Source organism: Nocardioides marmorisolisilvae (assembly GCF_003725775.1).
In the GTDB taxonomy this organism is placed as follows: Bacteria; Actinomycetota; Actinomycetes; order Propionibacteriales; family Nocardioidaceae; genus Marmoricola; species Marmoricola marmorisolisilvae.
The window spans coordinates 26,831-46,412 of sequence record NZ_RJSG01000002.1; the positions used below are offsets into that span (position 1 = coordinate 26,831).

Genomic DNA, 19,582 nt, shown 5'->3' on the forward strand with positions numbered 1-19,582 from the left:
AGTTTTGTCGGGAGGCCGTCCTTGGCCATCCGGGTAGTCATTCGGCGTGCGCTGGGGCCGGTTGAGGAATTCGCTGGGAAGTTTTCAGCGGGGCCGCGGGCCGCTCCCGCTGGCCGGTGAGCCACCAGGTCCTCGGTACGCCGAGGAGGACCAGGCCGATTCCCCAGGCGGCGGCGAGCACGACGACCAGCTCGCCGACCGAACGGTGCGCCAGGGCGCCGACCTGGTCGATCACGGCCAGGTGCACCAGCATCACCACCAGCGCGGCCCGGGCCAGGTCGGTGGTGATCGCCGGCACCGAGCTCCCGGGCACGGCGCTGCCGAGCAGGACCAGGCCGGCGCAGATCACGAGTGACACCAGCACGCTGACCACCGGGGCGCCCAGGTCGAGCCGTCCCAGGTCGACGTCGAGCGCGGTCGGGGAGGCGGCGATGCCGAGCGCGGCACCCACGAGGAGGAGCGCGCCGAGGGCGGCGCGGTAGGAGCGCAGGTCGTGCCACTCGCCCCAGCGTCGCTGCGCCCGGCGGCTCGTCGCGCGCAGCGCGTGGCCGGCGAGGATCCAGCCGGTGCCGAGGACTCCCTGGCCCAGGTCGAGCGCGAGGTGGTGGCCGGTGGAGGCCGCGGTCGCGACGGCGACGGTCGCTGCGATGACCACGGCGACCCGTGCGGTCCACGGCAGCGGGGTGATCGCCCGGTAGAGCAGCGTGGAGAAGAACAGGGCGAGCGCGAACCAGAAGGCCCAGAACGGGCGGACGAAGCCGTCGGCGTGCCACGCCTCCAGCGCGACCTCGTGCAGGGCGGGCCAGAACCGGCCGTGGTTGACCACCAGGGTCAGCAGCACCACCCAGGCGGTGAACGGGAGCAGCACCGTCAGCGTGCGCTGGCGGACCTCGGCGAGCAGACCGCGGCGCTCGTTCCAGAGGAACCCGGTCAGGAAGAAGAAGACCGGCACGTGCCAGGTGTAGAGGACCGGGCGCACCCAGGCCGAGGTCGTCCAGAGGTGTCCGGCGACGATGGCGACCATCGCCAGGACGCGGACGGCGTCGAGGCCTCGCTCACGGGTGTTCGGCATCCCGGAGCCGTACCCGATCCGAGCAGCGTTACGCGGTCTCGTCGAGGGCGGTCACGCCGACCGGGCGCCGCACCGAGGCGGCGTGCCGGGTGGCGACGGCGGCGAAGTAGGCCTCGCGCCGACGGTTGGCCGAGCCCTGCGGCCGGGCGTGCGGCTTGAGCAGCGTCGGGTCGAGCTCGTGGTTGAGCGCGTCGCGCAGGAGCACCAGCGCCTCGGCCCGCATCTGCGAGACCCGGGACTCGGTGACGCCCAGCTCGGCGGCGATCTCCGCCATCGGGCGCTCCTCGAGGAAGTAGTCGGAGATGACGATCCGCAGCCGCTCGGGGAGCTCGGCGACGGCCTCGACCAGGTAGGCCAGGCGCTCGCGGTGCTCGAGGAGCTGCTCAGGCGTCGGGCCGGCGGAGGGGAGCAGGTCGTCCAGCGAGGCGTCCTGCGCACCCTGCAGGGAGAGCACCTGCGCCCGGGCGATGTCCTCGTCGTTGCGGGCGATCTCGTCCAGGGTCATGCCGACGGCCTGGGCGACCTCGGCCGTGCTGGGGGAGCGGCCGAGGATGCCGGCCAGCTGGGCGCGGGTGGCGTCCAGGTCACGGGCCCGGCGGCGGACCGAGCGGGAGGCCCAGTCGATGCCGCGCAGCTCGTCGAGGATCGCTCCTCGGACCCGCGTCGCGGCGTACCGGGCGAACGGCACTCCCCGCGAGGCGTCGAAGGACTTGCTGGCCTGCACCAGCGCCGCCAGACCGGCGGAAGTGAGATCGTCGCGGCTCACGTGGCTGGGAACCCGGCCCATGGTCTCGCGGACGATGTGGGTGACGACTGGGATGCTGCTGGTGATCAGCGCGTCCCGCTCTTCGGTGTCGGCGTTCTCCCTCATGCCGACAACGATTACGGAGAAATGTCCGTTTTGATAGGGGTATGTCCCGTTATTGACTGGTTAGTCCGGCATGTCGGGACCTTCGACCCGGCGCGGCGTGACCCGATGGGGTCAGGCACACCCCGATTATCCCTCCGAAACGCCTCAGGTCGCGCTTTCCCCGCCGATGGGAGAGCCAACGACTTCGGAGGCCCGGATGGAAAAGCTGTCACAGATCCTGTGGCGTGAGCGCGAGCTGCTCGACTCCTTGCTCTACAAGCTGGAGCAGGAGCAGATGGTGCTGGCCAGCGGCCGCACCCGTTGGCTGATGCGTTCCGCGCGCGAGGTCGAGAGCGTGCTGACCACGATCCGGGAGACCGAGATCCTCCGCTCCATCGCCGCCGACCAGGTCGCCGCCTCGATCGGACTCTCGGAGAACCCGAGCCTGCGGGCTCTCTCCGAGGCCTGCGACGAGCCGTGGCGCAGCATCCTGGCCGACCACCACGAGGCCTTCGTGACCATCACCGCCGAGATCAGTGCCCTGGCCGACGCCAACCGCGACCTGATCACCGCCGGCTACCGCTCGGCCCGGGAGACCCTGATGAGCCTGGACGGCGGGGCGGACGGCTACGGCTCCGACGGTGCCGCGGTGACCGTGAGCGACCAGCGTCGACGGCTGGTCGACTGGAGCCTGTGACATGTCGACCTTCTCCGGCCTCAACACGGCGCTGAGTGCGCTGCAGTACAACCGCGTCGCGATGGACGTGGCCAGCAGCAACATCGCCAACGTCGGCACGGACGGCTACACCCGGCGCACCATCCAGGGCGCGTCCGTCGGTACGCCGGACCAGCCGGCGATGTGGTCGCGCTACACGGGCGCCGGGGACGGGGTCCGGGTCTCCTCGATCGATCGGATGTCGGACGCGCTGCTCGACGTCCGCGCCCGCCGTGAGCACGGCAACCAGAGCTACCTCGACATCCGGCAGTCGGTGCTCGAGCGGGTCGAGTCCGGCATCGGCGAGCCCGGGGACACCGGCGTCGCCGCCGCGATCGCGGACTTCCGCTCGGCCTGGCACGACCTGGCCAACAACCCGGGCAGCGACGCGGCCCGCTCGGCGGTGCTCGGCAAGGCAGCCACCCTCGCCAACGCCATCCAGATCCAGGCGCGCAACATCGCGACCGAGGCGGGCGACCAGCGGGTCCGGATCAACGCCGACGTCGCCGAGGTGAACACGGTGGCCGGCGACCTGGCCGCGACGAACAAGAGCATCGCGGTCGCGAACCTCAACGGCACCGACGCCGGCACCCTGCTGGACAAGCGCGACCAGCTGGCGATGCGGCTCTCCGAGCTCACCGGCGGCACCGCGACCGGGCGTGCTGACGGCGGTTTCGACTTCGCGGTCAACGGCGTCCCGCTGGTCACCGGCAACACCGCCGGCACCCTGAACGTCGCCGCCGGCATCGACGGCTCCGGCAACTCCGACGGCAACCCGATCAGCTTCTCGATCACCGACTCCTCGGGGACCACGGCGGTCCCGGCGGGGATGCTCGGCGAGATCGGTGGCGTCACCGACCTGCTGAACACCACCCTGCCGGCGTACACGCAGGGCCTGGACGCGATCGCCCAGCAGCTCGCCGACGAGATCAACACCCAGCACCAGGCCGGCTTCGACAAGAACGGCAACCCCGGCCAGCCGCTGTTCAGCTACACCCCGGGCAGCGCCGCCTCGACGATCGCCGTCGCGTTGTCCTCGCCCGCCGACCTCGCCGCCTCGGGCATCCCCGGCGGCGGGCTGGATGCCTCCAACGCCACGGCCCTGGCCGGCGCCACCGGCGTCGAGGACTCCTACCAGCGGCTGATCAACGGCTTCGGCACCACCGTCGCCTCGGTGACCCGCCTGGCCGCGAACCAGCAGGTGCTCACCGACCAGGTCGACGGCTCGCGCGAGCAGCTGTCCGGGGTCAACCTCGACGAGGAGACGGTCTCGATGCTCGCCGCCCAGCACGCCTACGAGGCCGCGTCCCGGGTGATGACCACCCTGGACTCGGTGCTCGACACGTTGATCAACCGGACCGGGGTGACGCACTGATGGCAATCCAGAGGGTGACCCAGCACATGCTCAACCAGCGCTCAGTGGGTGCGCTGCAGTCCGGGCTGAGCCGGCTCTCGAAGCTCCAGGAGCAGCTCTCGACCGGCCGCGTGCTCAACCGGCCGTCGGACTCGCCGACCGACACCACCTCGGCGATGCGGATCCGCTCCTCGATCGCGGACGTGAAGCAGTACGGCCGCAACGCCAACGACGGCGACGGCTGGTTGAGCCAGATCGACTCCGCGCTGACCAGTGCCAACGACCAGGTGCTGCGCGCCCGCGACCTCGCGCTCCAGGGCGCGAACTCGGGCAGCTCGGGGCCGACGGCTCGCGAGGCGCTCGCCGCCGAGGTCGACCAGATCCGCTCCGGCCTGATCGACACCGCCAATTCCAGCTACCTGGGGCGTCCGGTCTTCGGCGGCGTCACCGCCGGACCGAAGGCCTACGACGCGACCGGCACCTACATCGGTACGGCGGGAGCGGTGAACCGGACCGTCTCGGCCGGCACCACGATCCGGGTCGATGTCGACGGCCAGCAGGCGTTCGGCGCGACCGGCAGCTCGGTCTTCGACCACCTCTCCGCGCTGTCCACCGCCCTTCGCGCCGGGGACCAGGCCGGGATCAGCGCGAGCATCAGCGCACTGGACGCCGACCGCAACCAGATCACCACGACGCAGACGGACGTCGGAGCCCGGCAGCTCCGGGTCGAGGCCGCCATCCAGGCATCCTCCGACGACGAGCTGAAGCTCAGCACCTCGCTGTCGAGCGTCGAGAACGCCGACCTCCCCAAGACCATCGTCGACCTGCAGATGCAGCAGACGGCGTACCAAGCCTCCCTTGCTGCCACCTCGAAGGTGATGCAGCCGAGCCTCCTGGACTTCTTGAGATGATCGCGACCATGCCCGTCCTCACGCCCGAGATCCCGGTCATCGACCTGGTGCACCCGCTCCCGGGCTTCCCCGACCACCGCCGGTTCGCGCTGGTGCAGCTCGACGACGACGGCATCCTGTGCCAGCTCCGCTCGCTCGACGACCCGTCGCTGCGGTTCCTGGTCGTGCCGCCGGTGGCGTTCTTCCCGGACTACGCGCCGGAGGTCGACGACGACGTGGTCGACGACCTCCAGATCACCGCGGGAGACGACGTGATCGTGCTGCTGGTGCTCAACGCGGGCGACTCGCTCGGCAGCACCACGGCCAACCTGCTGGCGCCGGTCGTGGTCAACACCGCGACCCGGCGGGCGAGCCAGGTCATCCTCGATGACCCGGACTTGCCCATCGCAGCACCACTCTTGGCGTGATCGTCGCTGCGCTCCTCAACGCTCCTCGCTACTCAAAGATACGAGCAAGCTCGCACTTTGCTCCGCTCGTTCGCGTAGCCTCTGCTCCATGCTGGTCCTGAGCCGCAAGGTCGGCGAGAGCGTCGTCATCGGCGACGACGTCACCGTCACCATCCTCGAGGTGCGGGGCGACATCGTCCGGGTCGGCATCGACGCGCCCCGGTCGGTGACCGTGCACCGGGCCGAGCTGCTCGAGCAGCTCGAGACCAGCAACCGCGAGGCGGCCTCGCCGAGCGAGGACGCGGTGGCGAACCTGTCGAAGGCGCTGCGCGGAGAAGCGGACTAGTCACCCGGCGTGACCTCACGGCCGCTCCCTAGTTGAGGGGACAGCCGCTCGAAACGAGGTCTCACCATGTCCCGTCTCCGCCTTGCCCTGGCAGGCTGCGCCGTCGCAGCCCTGGCCCTCCCGCTGGCGACGATCAGCCCTGCGGGCGCCGACGGCCCGCACTACAACGAGTACGTCGCCCTGGGGGACTCCTGGTCCGCCGACGTGGTGATCGCGAACCTCGAGGGCCTTCCCGACAAGACCTACGCGCCGATCGACTGCGCGCAGTCGAAGGTGAACTACCCGAAGCTGGTCGCCAAGGCCCTGGGCGTGGCGAAGTTCGCCGACGCGACCTGCGGCTCTGCGACCACCGACGACTTCTACGCCCCGCAGACCGGCCTCCCGCTCGGCGGCACCAACCCGGCCCAGTTCGACCGGCTCACCCCGACCACCGACCTGGTGACCGTGGGGATCGGTGGCAACGACGCCGGCTTCGCGGGCGCAGCGGTCAGCTGCATCAACCTGCTGCCCACCAACACCTCGGCGTTCAGCGGCCTCTCGCTGCCGTTCTCGATCCCGTTCCTCGGATCGGGCCTGCCGCTGGGCGGCTGCAAGCAGAACTTCGTCAAGGACGGGCACGACCTGCTGGCCGAGCGGATCGCCGCCTCCGAGCCGAAGCTGGTCGCCGCTCTCGCCGAGATCCACCGCCGGTCCCCGAACGCCCGGATCCTGATGCTCGACTACCTCGACGCGATCCCGGCCAAGGGCTGCTACCCGCTCGTCCCGATCACCAACTCCGACATGGCCTACCTGCACGACACGTTCCTGAAGCTGAACGCGATGGTGAAGCAGGCCGCTGCCGAGGGTGGTGCCGAGTTCGTGGACACCTACGCCGACTCCCACGGCCACGACGTCTGCCAGCTGCCGACCGTCCGGTACGTCGAGGGGCTCGGCGTGGTCTCGCTCAACGGGCCGGCGATCGCGATCCCGGCGCACCCGAACTCCGCAGGTGCGGCCAGCCAGTTCCGCTCGGTGATGAAGCAGCTGGGCTAGTCCGCCTCGGGACCACTGGTCCGGCCAGCGGCCGGTTTCCTCAGGTCCCTCTCACGGGTGCCGATCAGTGCCCCCGTCAGAGGGAGGGCCTGTGGACGACGATGCCGAGATCATCGCCGAGTTCCTCGTGGAGAGCCACGAGAACCTGGACCAGCTGGACCGTGACCTGGTCGAGCTCGAGCAGCAACCGGGGAGCCGGGAGCTGCTGTCGAGCATCTTCCGCACCATCCACACGATCAAGGGGACCAGCGGCTTCCTGGCGTTCAACCGCCTCGAGGAGCTGACCCACGTCGGCGAGAACCTGCTGTCCCGTCTGCGCGACGGGGAGCGGGTCATGGACGCCGGCACCACCGAGGTGCTGCTGCGCATGGTCGACACCGTGCGCGCGCTCCTCGACAGCGTCGAGAGCACCGGCACGGACGCGGCCGATGACGTCGACGTCGAGACAGTCGTGGCGGCGCTCCGGGCCGTCCTGGAAGGTTCGTCGGAGGCCGGGGAGGGGCCTTCGGCTGAGCCGGACGAACCCGGAGCAGCCGCCACGACCATCGACGACGCGCCTCCGGCCGCCCCACCGGCCGAGGTCGTCGCCGAGGTCGTGCCCGAGGTCGTGCCGATTGAGCCCGAGCCCGTGCTGGTTGAGCCCGAGCCCGTGCTGGTTGAGCCTGTCGAAACCCCTGCTGCCGACGTACCGGCTGAGGGCGACGCTCCCGAGCACCGCGGCGTCGTGGACTCCTCGGTCCGGGTCGACGTGGACCTGCTCGACAGCCTGGTCCAGCTCGTCGGCGAGCTGGTGCTGACCCGCAACCAGGTTCTCCAGCGCACCGAGAGCTCGGAGGACGTCGAGCTGGTCCGTGCTTCCCAGCGCCTCGACCTGGTTGCCAGCGAGCTGCAGGAGGGGATCATGAAGACCCGCATGCAGCCGATCGGCCAGGTCTGGTCGAAGATGCCGCGCATCGTCCGCGACCTCGCCCACCAGCTCGGTCGCGACGTCGACCTGCAGATGGAGGGTCACGAGACCGAGCTCGACCGCTCGTTGCTCGAGGCGCTCAAGGGCCCGCTGACCCACCTGGTCCGCAACGCCCTGGACCACGGCATCGAGACTCCCGCCGTCCGCACCGCCGCCGGCAAGGACCCGAAGGGCCGGCTGCTGCTGCGCTCCTTCCACGAGTCCGGCCAGGTGGTCGTGGAGATCAGCGACGACGGCAAGGGCATTGACCCCGACACCATCGCCCGGGTCGCGATCGAGCGCGGGGTCATCACCCGCGACCAGGCGGCCCGGATGGAGACCCGGGAGATCATCAACCTGATCTTCCGGCCCGGCTTCTCCACCGCAGCCGAGGTCACCAACGTCTCCGGCCGGGGCGTCGGCATGGACGTGGTGCGCACCAACATCGAGCGCATCGGCGGCACCGTCGACATGCAGAGCCAGGTCGGGCTCGGTACGACCTGCCGCGTGCGGATCCCGCTGACCCTCGCGATCATCCCGGCGCTGGTCGTCGGGGAGGGCGAGGAGCGCTACGCGATCCCGCAGGCCAACCTCGTCGAGCTGGTCCGTCTCGAGGGCGAGGACCTGGCCAACAACGTCGAGGAGCTCGCCGGTGCGCCGCTGCTGCGGTTGCGGGGTCACCTGCTGCCGCTGATCTCGATGGCCGAGGTGCTCGGTCGTCCGCGTCCGGACGCCTCCGCGCTGACCGTGGTCGTGGTCCAGGCCGACGACCTGCGCTTCGGCATCTGCGTCGACGAGGTGCACGACACCCAGGAGATCGTGGTCAAGCCGATCGGTCGCCAGCTCAAGGCGCTCCCGACGTACGCCGGGGCGACCATCATGGGCGACGGCCGGGTCGCGCTGATCCTGGACGTGCCGGGCATCGCTCACGCGCACGCCCTGGCCCAGAACGTCGCGCCGACGACGCGGGACAACCGCGCCGCGATCGACGAGGACAGCACCGCGCTGCTGGTGCTCGAGGTCGCGGGCGGGCGACGCGCCGCGCTGCCGCTGCGCGAGGTCTCCCGGCTCGAGGAGTTCCCGACCGACCGGATCGAGCGCTCGGGTCGTGCCGAGGCGGTCCAGTACCGCGACGGCATCCTGCCGCTGGTGCGGCTGGCCGGCGCGATCGGGCTGAGCGAGGGATCGAGCGAGGACGAGCAGGTCTCCGTGGTGGTGCACGAGTCCGGCGGCAGCCGGGTCGGCATCGTCATCGACCGGGTGCTCGACGTGGTCGAGACGACCGTCGTGTGCAGCGACGTCGGCCGCCGTGCCGGCGTCCTGGGCTCGGCCGTGATCCAGGACCGGGTGACCGACCTGGTCGACCTGGACGCCGTGGTGGCGCTGTCGGGAGTGGGTGCGTGATGGGCGAGCAGTCGCAGTACTGCACCTTCTGGGTGGACGGTCTCTTCTTCGGGGTGGGCGTCGAGTGCGTCCAGGAGGTCCTCCGCTACCAGCAGCTGACCGCGGTCCCGTCCGCTCCTGAGGCGATCCAGGGCCTGATCAACCTGCGCGGGCAGATCGTGACCGCGCTCGACCTGCGCTGCCGGCTGGGGCTCCCGCCCCGGGCCGACGACGCCCTTCCCATGAACGTGATCGTCCGCAGCCGCGGCGAGGTGGTCAGCCTCCTCGTCGACGACATCGGGGACGTGATCGACACCAGCGGGCTCGAGCTCGAGCCCGCTCCCGCCAACGTGCCGTCAGTCGTGCAGGACGTGGTCCACGGGGTGCTCGCGCTCCCGGACTCGATCCTGCTCGTCCTCGACGCCGATCGTGCAGCCGACGTCTCGGTTGTGCCCGAAACCACCGGAGGAACCCCATGACAGAGCTCGACACCGCCCCGGTCAACGGGTCGGCGGCAGGACGTTCGCGCAAAACCACGCGCAGCACCGAGGCGGCCACGTTCTCGCTGGCCGACGCTGCGCCGACCAACCTGATGGCGACCGATCTCGACTACGTGATCAGCTACCTCAACCCGGCCTCGCGCAACGCGCTGGTCGCCCTCGAGGCCCACCTGCCGGTCGCTGCTGCGGACGTGCTGCACTCCAGCCTGGAGGTCCTGGACCCGTCCTTCGACTTCGAGGCCGAGCTCCCGCACCGCTCCCGGCTGACCTTCGGCCCTGAGCTGGTCGACCTCCTCGTCACCGAGATGCACGACGCCGACGGCAACCGCACCGGCGCCATGGTCACCTGGGAGGTCGTCACCGAGCGGGTCCAGGCCGAGCGCGACTCGGTCGAGGCCGCTGCCGACTCCGCCGCGGTCAACAACGTGCTGACCCGCCTGACCGGCACCAGCACCGTCGACGAGGCCGTGCAGACCGCCCTGGACACCGTGCGCAACGACTTCGGCTGGGCCTACGGCTCGTTCTGGAAGGTCGACGAGTCCGACCGCGAGCTGAAGTTCGCCCTGGAGTCGGGCGACGCCGGCGAGGAGTTCCGCGCCGTCACGCTGGCCGCCTCGTTCGCCGAGGGCGTCGGCCTGTCCGGTCGTGCGTGGAAGACCCGGGACCTGTACTTCACCCAGGACATCGGCGAGATGACCGACTGCGTGCGTGCCCCTGTTGCGCAGAAGGTCGGCGTGAAGTCAGGCGTGTGCTTCCCGATCATCGTGGCCGGCGAGGTCGTCGGCACGATGGACTTCTTCGCCACCGAGACCCTGCACCCGAGCGAGCAGCGCCTCGACGCCCTGCGCAACGTCGGCCGCCTGGTCTCCCAGGCGATCGAGCGAGTGCAGAAGGAGGCGGCGAACCGCGAGTCCGCCGCCGACACCGCTGCGGTCAACAACGTGCTGGCCAGCCTGACCTCGGCCACCACCGTCGACGAGGCCGTGCGGACCGCGCTCGACACCGTCCGCAACGACTTCGCCTGGGCCTACGGCTCCTTCTGGAAGGTCGACGAGTCCGACCGGAAGCTGAAGTTCGTGCTCGAGTCGGGCGACGCGGGCGAGGAGTTCCGCAAGGTCACCCTGGCCGCCTCGTTCGCCGAGGGCGTCGGCCTCTCGGGCCGGGCCTGGAAGACCCGCGACCTGTACTTCACCCAGGACATCGGTGAGATGACCGACTGCGTGCGAGCTCCGGTCGCGCAGAAGGTCGGAGTGAAGTCCGGGGTCTGCTTCCCGATCATCGTGGCCGGCGAAGTCATCGGCACGATGGACTTCTTCGCCACCGAGACGCTGCACCCGAGCGAGCAGCGCCTCGACGCGCTGCGCAACGTCGGTCGTCTGGTGAGCCAGGCGATCACCCGGGTGCAGAAGGAGGCGGCAGACCGTGAGGCAGCCGCCGACACCTCGGCGGTCAACAACGTGCTGTCCTCGCTCAGCTCGGCGACCTCGGTCGACGAGGCCGTGCAGCTCGCGCTGGACACCGTGCGCAACGACTTCGGGTGGGCCTACGGCTCGTTCTGGAAGATCGACCCGGCCGACGAGAAGCTCAAGTTCGTCCAGGAGTCCGGCGACGCCGGTCCGGAGTTCCGCAAGGTGACCCTGGAGGCGTCCTTCGCCAAGGGTGTGGGCCTCTCCGGTCGCACCTGGGCCAGCGCCGACCTGTACTTCACCCAGGACATCGGCGAGATGACCGACTGCGTCCGGGCGCCCGTCGCCCAGGCCGTCGGCGTGAAGTCGGGCGTCTGCTTCCCGATCACGGTCGCGGGCGAGGTCGTCGGCACGATGGACTTCTTCGCCACCGAGACCCTGCACCCGAGCGAGCAGCGCCTCGACGCCCTGCGCAACGTGGGCCGGCTCGTCTCCCAGGCCGTGCAGCGCCTGGAGAAGGAGAACGCCGACCGCGAGGCCGCTGCCGACCTGGCCCGCAAGGTGGACCTGGTCCTCGGAGTGGTGCGCAGCGCCGCCGAGGGTGACCTGACCCGCGAGATCCCGGTCGCCGGTGACGACGCCATCGGCCAGCTCGCGGCCGGCCTCGGCTCGCTGCTGGAGACCCTGCGCGGGTCGATGACCAACATCGGGTCCACCGCGGACACGCTGGCGGTCGCCTCCGAGCAGCTGACGATCCTGGCCCAGGGCATGGGCGACGGTGCGACCGTCACCTCCGACCGGGCGGCCAGTGCCTCCGGTGCCTCGGTCCAGGTCTCGGCGAGCATCCAGACGGTCGCCACCGCGGCCGAGGAGATGACCGCGAGCATCCGCGAGATCGCCAAGAACGCCACCGAGGCGGCCACCGTGGCCACCGGCGCGGTCAGCGTGGCCAGCTCGGCCCAGGGCACCGTCGCCAGCCTCGGCGAGTCCTCGGCGGAGATCGGCCAGGTCATCAAGGTGATCACCTCGATCGCCCAGCAGACCAACCTGCTCGCGCTCAACGCCACCATCGAGGCGGCACGGGCCGGCGACGCCGGCAAGGGCTTCGCCGTGGTCGCGAACGAGGTCAAGGAGCTGGCCAAGGAGACCGCTCGGGCGACCGAGGACATCGGTCAGAAGATCGAGGCGATCCAGGCCGACACCCAGGGTGCGGTCTCGGCGATCGCGGAGATCTCCGAGGTCATCGGCCGGATCAACGACATCCAGACCACGATCGCCTCGGCGGTCGAGGAGCAGACGGCCACCACCAACGAGATCGCTCGCAGCGTGACCGAGGCGGCCGCCGGAGCCAACGGCATCGCCGAGGACGTCACCCAGGTGGCGAGCGCTGCCGAGGACACCCGCCAGGGCGCTCAGAACACCCTGCAGTCCGCGACCGACCTCTCCGGCATGGCCTCCGAGCTCAAGGGCCTGGTGGAGAAGTTCACCGTCTAGGGAACTCGGACGGACGAACGACGAAGCCCCGGAGCGGTCACCGAACGCTCCGGGGCTTTCGTCTGCCTCGGTGGTTGAGGCTCGCGCTAGAGCGCTCGCGCCTCAACCAGCGTTATCGCGGCAGCAGGCGGCTGGCCAGCAGAGCGGCCTGGGTACGACGCTGTACACCGAGCGTCGCGAGGATCCGGGTGACGTGGTTCTTCACGGTCTTCTCGGCCAGGTAGAGCTGGAGGCCGATCTCCCGGTTGGTCAGACCCTCGGCGAGAAGGCCGAGGATCCGCAGCTGCTGCTCGGTCAGGCCGGAGAGCTCCTCGGGCCCGGTGTTGGACTGCTCGATCCAGTGGATCACCCGGCGTGCCATCACCGGGTCGATCAGCGACTGGCCGGAGGCGACGGTGCGGACCGCACTGAGCAGCGAGTCGCCCTCGACCTCCTTGAGCACGTAGCCGGCGGCTCCGGCGCGGATGGCCGCGACGATGGCTTCCTCGTCGTCGTAGCTGGTCAGGATCAGGCTGCGCACGGTCGGCGCGAGCGACTTCAGCGTCGCGCACAGGTCGATGCCGGAGCCGTCGGGAAGGCGGGCGTCGAGGACCGCCACGTCCGGGCTCAGGTCCGGGATCATCCGGGTGGCCTCGGCGATGGTGCTGGCCTCGCCGACCACGGTGACGTCCCCGTCGGACTCCAGGAGCGCGCGTACGCCGCGACGCACGATGTCGTGGTCGTCGAGGAGGAAGACGCGCAGGGGGGTGGTCACGACACCATTTCTATCGCCCCGAATGCCCTCTTCGCAGCATATGTCTGGATAGAACCCCGAAAACGGGCAAACGGTATAGACCGGGATCGGGCAAAGATCCCCAAATAGGGCGTAACCAGACACAATCGGAGTCGTTGAACATCCTGAAGTCGCCAACCCGGGCGACACAGGGGAGGGCGATCATGGAACTCATCGAAACCGAGCTGTCGGACTTCACCCGACGGAGCCGGTCGCTGGTCGTGATGCACGACGAGACCGGCCTGGCCCGTGGCCTCGAGTACGGCGAGCGCGTCCTGGTCCTCTCCGGCGGGGAGTACCGCACCGCGGTCGTCGCCGACATCGACTTCGAGCTCTCCGACACCCGCTACCGGCTCATCCTCGGGGGTCGCGTCCCGGCCGACATGGCCGAGGCCCGCCTCATCGGCGAGATCGACGCCCGCCCGCGCGGCGGGGCCAACGGCCCGGTCTCGGTGCACGACATCGCGGACATGCTGGCCCGCTCCGGTGCCGCCCACCGGATCCCGGTGCAGCGACGGGTGGCGCAGCGACTTCTCGACCGGTGACACAATGATCAGGTGAGTGACCTGATCGACACCACCGAGATGTACCTCCGCACGATCTTCGAGCTCGTCGAGGAGGGCATCGTCCCGCTGCGTGCGCGCATCGCCGAGCGCCTGCACCAGAGCGGACCGACGGTGAGCCAGACCGTGGCGCGGATGGAGCGCGACGGCCTGCTGACCGTCGAGGGCGACCGGCACCTCGAGCTGACTCCGGCCGGCATGGAGGCCGCCACCCGGGTCATGCGCAAGCACCGGCTGGCCGAGCGGCTGCTGGTCGACGTGATCGGCCTGGACTGGGAGCTCGTCCACGAAGAGGCCTGCCGCTGGGAGCACGTGATGAGCGAGGACGTCGAGCGACGTCTGCTCGAGCTGCTCGACCACCCGACCGAGTCGCCGTACGGGAACCCGATCCCGGGTCTGGGTGAGCTCGGCGAGGACCACACCGGCGAGGAGTTCATGGACGGCGTCAGCCCGCTGGCCGACGTCGCCGGTGCCGAGACGGCCCGGGTCCAGGTGCGCCGGATCTCCGAGGAGATGCAGAAGGACGCCACCCTGATGTCGGTGCTGCGCCGCGTCGGCGCCCAGCCGGGTGAGTCGGTGGCCGCGGTCGCGACGGCCGAGGGCGTCATGCTCGGCAGCGGTGGCGAGCAGGCCGAGATCCTCGACGAGGCCGCTCAGCACATCTTCGTCACGCTTCAGCGCGCGTAGCGAATCTCCGCCCGGGCGCGAGCCTTGGCAGCCTCGACCTCGCGGTCCTTCGGGGGCGCGGTCGTGGTCAGGTGCTCGAGCAGGTGCCGGGTCACGTGCGCGATCTCGAGCACGGCCTCGTCGAACGCAGCCTGGTTGGCCTGCGACGGCTTCGTCGACCCGCTGATCTTGCGGACGTACTGGAGAGCGGCGGCGTGCACCTCGTCCTTGGTGGCCGGGGGCTCGAAGTTGTGGAGGGTACGGATGTTGCGGCACATGCCTTCACCGTACGTCGCAGCGGCGACGTGCCGCAGGTCAGTTGCGCGGAGCGCTCGCCGCGAACGCCCGGACGCTCTCGAGGTCGTAGTCGCCGTGGTCGGTGCCGACGCCCTGGGCCACCTGGGCCGCCGCGGCGCACCCGAGCTCGGCCGCACCGCGCAGGTCCAGGCCGAGGGAGATGCCGCGCAGGAAGCCCGCTGAGAACGCATCGCCGCAGCCGGTGGTGTCGACGGGCTCGATGGCGAACGCCGGCACCTCGATGACCTCGTCGGCCGTGACCACCAGCGCGCCCTTGGCGCCCTGGGTGACGGCGACGCAGCCGACGCCGAGGGCGACCAGCGCCTTGGCGCCGGCCTCCAGCGAGGTCTCGCCGGTGAAGCCGAGCACCTGCTCGTCGTTGGGCAGCAGGTAGTCGGTGTGGGCGAAGCAGTCGCTGATCCAGGCGAGCAGGTCCGGGTCGCCCGGAGCCAGTACGTCGACCGAGGTGCTGGCGCCGCGGGACTTCGCGTCGGCGAGCAGCTCGCCGGCCGCCGGGCCGCCGAGGAACTCAGGGCCGCCGAGGTGCACGTGGTCGAGGCCCTCGATGCTGCCGAGGTCGATGTGCTCGAGGGTGAGCGCGCCGTTCGCGCCGATGCAGTGCCAGGCGGGCCGGTCGCCGTTGGGCCGCACCGGGATCACGCTGGCCGAGGTCTGCACGTCGGGAAGCCGGACGATGCGCGTGGTGTCGATGCCCTCGCGGCCGAGCAGGGCGAGCAGGGTGTCGCCGATCGGGTCGTGACCCACCGCGCCGATGCTGTGCACCGCGGCGCCGAGGCGCTGGAGCACCAGGCCGGTGCCACCGGCGGTGCCCGCCGCTGACATCCGGATGGTGTCGACCAGTGCACCGTCCGAGGCCTCCGGGATCGACTCCACCCGAAGGGCGTGGGTGTCGAGGACGTGCACGCCGACGGCGGCGATCGTCTGCTGGGTCATCAGGATCCTTCCTCGGCCCGGGCCGGGCGCGGGGTTCCGTAGTCGCGGGCGATCGCGGCCTCGATGACCGCGAGCTGCTGCTGCTCGTCGAGCTCGCGCGGGGTGCCGAGGGCGGCGGCGTGCCGGAACAGGCGGCAGCACCACTCGAGCAGCAGCGCGTTCTCGACGGCCTTGGTCAGGGTGCTGCCGTGGGTGACGGCGCCGTGGTTGGCCATCAGTGCGCCGCTGCGGTCCTGCAGCGCCGCAACCACGTGGGCCGCGAGCTCGGCGGTACCGAACGTCGCGTAGGGAGCCACGCGGACCGTGCCGCCGAGCGCGAGCTGCTGGTAGTGCAGCACCGGCAGGTCCTCGCGCACGCAGGCGATGGCGGTGGCGTTGGGGGCGTGGGTGTGCACGACCGCGCCGGCGCCGTACGTCGTGATGACGGCCAGGTGCAGGTCGAGCTCGGAGGTCGGTTCGAGGTCCCCGGTGACGAGGGCTCCGCTCCGGTCCACCACGCTGACCTGGTCGGGGGTGCAGTCGCCGAGCACGACCCCGGTGGCGGTGATCGCGATCAGTCCGGTCTCCGGGTCGCGGGCGCTGACGTTGCCCGCCGTACCGATCAGCAGTCCTTCGGCGGCGAGCCGGCGAGCGGCCGCGGCGACCTCGGCGCGGAGGTCGGCCAGGTCGGCGCTCACGCGCTGACGCCCTCGATGCCGGCCGGGGTCGCGTAGTTCAGCAGGTAGGCCGTGACCATCGCGATGCCCTGATTGATCAGGAACTCATCGCCCTCGGAGTCGGTCTCGTAGGCGAGCTGGAAGACGCGGTCGCCGATCTCCACGGCAAGCTCGGTGGCGGCCAGCGGCGTCTCGGGCTTGGCGAGACCGGCGGCGATGGCGAACTCGCGCAGCTCGGCCGCCGTACGCCGGTTGTGCTGGCGTCCGAAGTCGTTGACCGCGCTGTTCGAGCGGCCGCGCACCCAGATCTCCAGGAAGTCGGGCCGGCGCGCGTAGACCGCGGTGTAGGCACGCATGGTCGTCTCGACCAGGCTCGCGATGGAGAGGGTGGTCAGGGCGCCGAGGTCGGTGCGGACCTGCTCGTCCATCTCCTCGGTGTCGCGCTCGACCAGGGCGAGCAGGATCGCGTCACGGTCGGCGAAGTACTGGTAGACCGACGCGACCGGGATCTCCGCGGCCTCGGCGATCGAGCGGGTGGTCAGTGCTTCCACGCCTCCGGAGACCACGATGTGGGAGGCCACGTCGAGGATCTTCTCGACCCGTTCGCGCGAGCGCATCTGGGTCGGCACCCGTCGACGTACCGAACCAGGGGTCGGTGTCGTTGAGGAGGGGGTGACAGGTGCCATGTCGGGACTGTAGCATTCAAACCCGAATCTGACACATGTTCACGTTAGGGGTGGCAATGACGTTCGAGCTCGATCGACGGACTCTCTTCCGGGGCGGCGCTGCCGCAGGTCTGGCCACCCTCGCGGTCGCCGGGTTCGAGGAGTCGGTCACCGCCGCCACCCTCCAGGGATCGCTGCCCAGCCACGTCGACGTGGTCGTCGTCGGCGGCGGTCTCTCCGGCCTGGTCGCGGCCCGCAAGGTCGCCGCCAAGGGCCGTTCGGTGCTGGTCGTCGAGGCCCGTGACCGCGTCGGCGGCCGGCTGCTGAACCACACGCTCAAGGGCGGGGCGGTGATCGAGGCCGGCGGCGCGTTCGTCGGCCCGACCCAGGACCACATCAAGGCGCTCGCCGCCGAGATGGGCGTGCACACCTTCAAGGAGTACGTGCAGGGCAAGAACGTCTACATCTCCGCGCAGGGCAAGAAGCAGCTCTACACCGGCACCGTGCCCCCGGACCCGCTGGTGCTGCTCGACGCCGCGCTGCTGCTCAAGCAGCTCGACAAGTTCGCCTCCGAGATCAACGTCGACGCCCCGTGGACGCACCCCAAGGCCGCCGAGTGGGACTCGATGACGCTGGGTGACTACATCCGCAAGAACGCCGTCAACAAGGCCGGCATCCTCAACCTGATCGCGGCGTGGACCCAGCCCGGCTTCGGCGCCGACCCCGACCAGCTCTCGCTGCTGTTCGTCATCCACTACATCGCGTGCTCGGGCAACGAGGCCACCAAGGGCACCTTCGAGCTCAACGCCAACACCACCGGCGGAGCGCAGGAGAGCCGGTTCATCGGCGGCTCGCAGCTGGTGCCGCTCAAGGTCGCCCAGCGGCTGGGCACCCGGGTCGCGCTGGACGCGGCGGTGCACCGGATCGACCAGGGCTCGACCAAGGCGATCGTGAAGACCTCGCGGGGCAACGTCACCTGCAAGCAGGTCATCGTGGCCTGCCCGCCGCCGCTGGTGCTCGACATCGACTGGTACCCGCAGCTCCCGGCGCAGCGGCACGCGCTGCTGACCCACATGAAGATGGGCCGGCTGATGAAGTGTGACGCCGTCTACTCGACGCCGTTCTGGCGCGCCGACGGGCTCTCCGGGTCCGGTGTCGCCGACAGCGGCGCGACCCGGACGGTCTTCGACAACTCCCCGAACGACGCCAGCGTCGGCGTGCTGCTCTCCTTCGTCGGCGGCGCGACCTGGCAGAAGTACGGCACCCTGCCGCAGGCCGAGCGCAAGAAGGCCGTGCTCGAGGGCTTCGCGCAGATGTTCGGCCCGAAGGCGCTCAAGCCGATCGAGTACACCGAGCACAACTGGCCGCACGAGACCTGGACCCGCGGCGCCCCGGTGGCCGTGATGGCGCCGGGCACGATGACCGCTTTCGGTCCGGCGATCCGCCGCCCGTTCGGCCGCGTGCACTGGGCCGGCACCGAGACCTCGACCTACTGGACCGGCTACATGGACGGCGCCTGCCGTGCCGGCGAGCGGGCCGCGGCCGAGGTCCTGGCCAAGCTGTGAGGCGCCTGCTCCTCGTCGTCCTGACCGCCCTCCTGGTGCTGACCGTCCCGGGGGTCGGTGGCGCGTCCAGCCGGCTGCGTGGCGACACCCGCGTCTTCGCGGCGATGCCGGCCGGCGCCAAGGCGGCGTACGTCTTCGTGCACCCCAACGGCCGCGTGTACGCCGCCAGCTACGACGACCCGGCCGGCGGTAGCCGCTCACGCGTCTACGAGTGGAGCGCCGCAGGGAAGCTCCTGCGTTCCTGGGCCGTGCCCGGCCAGGACCTCGCTGCCGAGCACGGCGTCCAGGTCGCCAACGCGGACGCCCGCGGACGCCTGGTGCTGCTGGAGACCTCGACTGCCTCCGTGCTGACGCTCGACCCGACCACGGGCCGCTTCACGAAGCAGGCGACCCTGGCCGACCTGGCGACGGTCAAGGGCAAGCCGGTGCCGAACTACGCCACCTGGGGTCCGGGCGGCGCGCTCTACGTGACCGACTACGGCCAGGCCGTGATCTGGCGGGTCCCCGCCGGCGGCGGTGCGGCCAAGGTCTGGTTCGCCTCGAAGGAGCTCGAGGGCGTCGGCTTCGGCACCACCGGCATCGTGTACCGGCCGGGCAGCCACGACTTCCTGATCGGTCAGCAGACCGGTGGCCCGGGCAATCCCGCAGCGGGCAAGCTCTACCGGATCCCGGTCGTCGCCGGGAAGCCGGGCACGCTCGGCGTCTTCTGGCGCTCGCGGACCGCGGACCTGCCGGACGGCTTCGGCACCGCCCGGTCCGGGCACGTGTACGTCGCCAACGTCGGCCTGAGCAACCAGCTCGTCGAGCTGTCGTCGACCGGCACGGAGATCCGTCGGTTCGGCGCCGCGCTGTCCGGGGCGAACGGGTCCCCGGTGCCGTTCGACGGCCCGTCCAACGCGACGTTCCTCGGCACCCGCGTCCTGGTCGCGAACCAGTCGCCGATCGCCGGCAACAAGGACCACCTGGCGATCCTGGACGTCGAGCTCGGCGAGCCCGGAGCGGCGATCTACCGGCCGAAGGCGTCCACGCTGTCCTGAGTAGGCTTCGAT

The 19,582-nt window shown here is 70.7% G+C and carries 20 protein-coding genes; 13 read left to right on the forward strand and 7 right to left on the reverse strand.

Features of this window, described 5'->3' with window-relative positions; genetic code table 11:
- Positions 1 to 37: 37 nt before the first annotated feature.
- Both EFL95_RS03840 and EFL95_RS03845 read right to left on the reverse strand, forming a co-directional pair.
- On the reverse strand, positions 38 to 1,072 hold the full coding sequence (locus EFL95_RS03840) for an acyltransferase family protein (protein ID WP_123232753.1): 1,035 nt from the start codon (positions 1,070 to 1,072) through the stop codon (positions 38 to 40).
- 28 nt (positions 1,073 to 1,100) lie between these two features.
- Positions 1,101 to 1,943: a sigma-70 family RNA polymerase sigma factor gene (locus EFL95_RS03845; RefSeq protein ID WP_123232754.1), complete on the reverse strand. Its 843-nt coding sequence runs from the start codon at positions 1,941 to 1,943 to the stop codon at positions 1,101 to 1,103.
- A 196-nt stretch (positions 1,944 to 2,139) separates the two neighbouring features.
- Here EFL95_RS03845 and EFL95_RS03850 point away from each other — a divergent pair, with 196 nt between their 5' ends.
- The 9 genes from EFL95_RS03850 (at position 2,140) to EFL95_RS03895 (ending at position 12,395) form a co-directional block, all read left to right on the forward strand.
- The gene (locus tag EFL95_RS03850; protein WP_123232755.1) at positions 2,140 to 2,619 is read left to right on the forward strand and encodes a flagellar protein FlgN; all 480 of its coding nucleotides are present in this window, start codon (positions 2,140 to 2,142) and stop codon (positions 2,617 to 2,619) included.
- Between the two features lies 1 nt (position 2,620).
- Positions 2,621 to 4,012, forward strand: coding sequence for a flagellar hook-associated protein FlgK (gene flgK, locus EFL95_RS03855; RefSeq protein WP_123232756.1), 1,392 nt, complete (start codon positions 2,621 to 2,623; stop codon positions 4,010 to 4,012).
- Positions 4,012 to 4,902 carry a flagellar hook-associated protein FlgL gene (gene flgL, locus EFL95_RS03860; RefSeq protein ID WP_123232757.1) on the forward strand — a complete coding sequence of 297 codons (891 nt, stop codon included), beginning with the start codon at positions 4,012 to 4,014 and terminating at the stop codon, positions 4,900 to 4,902. Before flgK ends, flgL begins: the two co-directional genes overlap by 1 nt.
- Before the next feature lie 8 nt (positions 4,903 to 4,910).
- Positions 4,911 to 5,309 carry a flagellar assembly protein FliW gene (gene fliW, locus EFL95_RS03865; protein ID WP_123234781.1) on the forward strand — a complete coding sequence of 133 codons (399 nt, stop codon included), beginning with the start codon at positions 4,911 to 4,913 and terminating at the stop codon, positions 5,307 to 5,309.
- Positions 5,310 to 5,397: 88 nt separating this feature from the next.
- Positions 5,398 to 5,634 (forward strand): carbon storage regulator CsrA, encoded by a 237-nt coding sequence (gene csrA, locus EFL95_RS03870; RefSeq protein ID WP_123232758.1) that lies wholly within the window; start codon positions 5,398 to 5,400, stop codon positions 5,632 to 5,634.
- Positions 5,635 to 5,700: 66 nt separating this feature from the next.
- Positions 5,701 to 6,666 carry an SGNH/GDSL hydrolase family protein gene (locus tag EFL95_RS03875; protein ID WP_123232759.1) on the forward strand — a complete coding sequence of 322 codons (966 nt, stop codon included), beginning with the start codon at positions 5,701 to 5,703 and terminating at the stop codon, positions 6,664 to 6,666.
- Positions 6,667 to 6,757: 91 nt separating this feature from the next.
- Positions 6,758 to 9,016: a chemotaxis protein CheA gene (locus tag EFL95_RS03880; RefSeq protein WP_123232760.1), complete on the forward strand. Its 2,259-nt coding sequence runs from the start codon at positions 6,758 to 6,760 to the stop codon at positions 9,014 to 9,016.
- The gene (locus tag EFL95_RS03885) at positions 9,016 to 9,474 is read left to right on the forward strand and encodes a chemotaxis protein CheW (protein ID WP_123232761.1); all 459 of its coding nucleotides are present in this window, start codon (positions 9,016 to 9,018) and stop codon (positions 9,472 to 9,474) included. The genes EFL95_RS03880 and EFL95_RS03885 overlap by 1 nt, the downstream gene beginning before the upstream one ends.
- Positions 9,471 to 12,395, forward strand: coding sequence for a GAF domain-containing protein (locus EFL95_RS03895; protein ID WP_221176318.1), 2,925 nt, complete (start codon positions 9,471 to 9,473; stop codon positions 12,393 to 12,395). Before EFL95_RS03885 ends, EFL95_RS03895 begins: the two co-directional genes overlap by 4 nt.
- A 112-nt stretch (positions 12,396 to 12,507) precedes the next feature.
- Here EFL95_RS03895 and EFL95_RS03900 read toward each other — a convergent pair whose 3' ends face one another.
- Entirely contained in the window at positions 12,508 to 13,149 is a 642-nt protein-coding gene (locus EFL95_RS03900) for a response regulator (RefSeq protein ID WP_123232762.1), read from the reverse strand.
- A 182-nt stretch (positions 13,150 to 13,331) separates the two neighbouring features.
- Here EFL95_RS03900 and EFL95_RS03905 point away from each other — a divergent pair, with 182 nt between their 5' ends.
- Positions 13,332 to 13,712, forward strand: coding sequence for a hypothetical protein (locus tag EFL95_RS03905; protein WP_123232763.1), 381 nt, complete (start codon positions 13,332 to 13,334; stop codon positions 13,710 to 13,712).
- 12 nt (positions 13,713 to 13,724) lie between these two features.
- Positions 13,725 to 14,417, forward strand: coding sequence for an iron-dependent transcriptional repressor DtxR (locus tag EFL95_RS03910; protein ID WP_123232764.1), 693 nt, complete (start codon positions 13,725 to 13,727; stop codon positions 14,415 to 14,417).
- Here the strand turns inward: EFL95_RS03910 and EFL95_RS03915 are convergent.
- The 4 genes from EFL95_RS03915 to EFL95_RS03930 are packed head-to-tail and all read right to left on the reverse strand — an operon-like array spanning position 14,405 to position 16,989.
- The gene (locus tag EFL95_RS03915) at positions 14,405 to 14,674 is read right to left on the reverse strand and encodes a DUF2277 domain-containing protein (protein ID WP_123232765.1); all 270 of its coding nucleotides are present in this window, start codon (positions 14,672 to 14,674) and stop codon (positions 14,405 to 14,407) included. The genes EFL95_RS03910 and EFL95_RS03915 overlap by 13 nt on opposite strands.
- 37 nt (positions 14,675 to 14,711) lie before the next feature.
- A complete protein-coding gene (locus tag EFL95_RS03920) occupies positions 14,712 to 15,647 on the reverse strand; it encodes a carbohydrate kinase family protein (protein ID WP_123232766.1) in 936 nt (311 codons plus the stop codon).
- Entirely contained in the window at positions 15,647 to 16,324 is a 678-nt protein-coding gene (locus tag EFL95_RS03925) for a class II aldolase/adducin family protein (RefSeq protein ID WP_183407016.1), read from the reverse strand. The genes EFL95_RS03920 and EFL95_RS03925 overlap by 1 nt, the downstream gene beginning before the upstream one ends.
- On the reverse strand, positions 16,321 to 16,989 hold the full coding sequence (locus EFL95_RS03930; protein WP_123232767.1) for a TetR/AcrR family transcriptional regulator: 669 nt from the start codon (positions 16,987 to 16,989) through the stop codon (positions 16,321 to 16,323). Before EFL95_RS03930 ends, EFL95_RS03925 begins: the two co-directional genes overlap by 4 nt.
- A gap of 56 nt (positions 16,990 to 17,045) precedes the next feature.
- Here EFL95_RS03930 and EFL95_RS03935 point away from each other — a divergent pair, with 56 nt between their 5' ends.
- Entirely contained in the window at positions 17,046 to 18,533 is a 1,488-nt protein-coding gene (locus EFL95_RS03935) for a flavin monoamine oxidase family protein (protein ID WP_123232768.1), read from the forward strand.
- Complete coding sequence (locus EFL95_RS03940; RefSeq protein WP_123232769.1) at positions 18,530 to 19,570, forward strand: SMP-30/gluconolactonase/LRE family protein; 1,041 nt, start codon at positions 18,530 to 18,532, stop codon at positions 19,568 to 19,570. Before EFL95_RS03935 ends, EFL95_RS03940 begins: the two co-directional genes overlap by 4 nt.
- Positions 19,571 to 19,582: the final 12 nt, after the last annotated feature.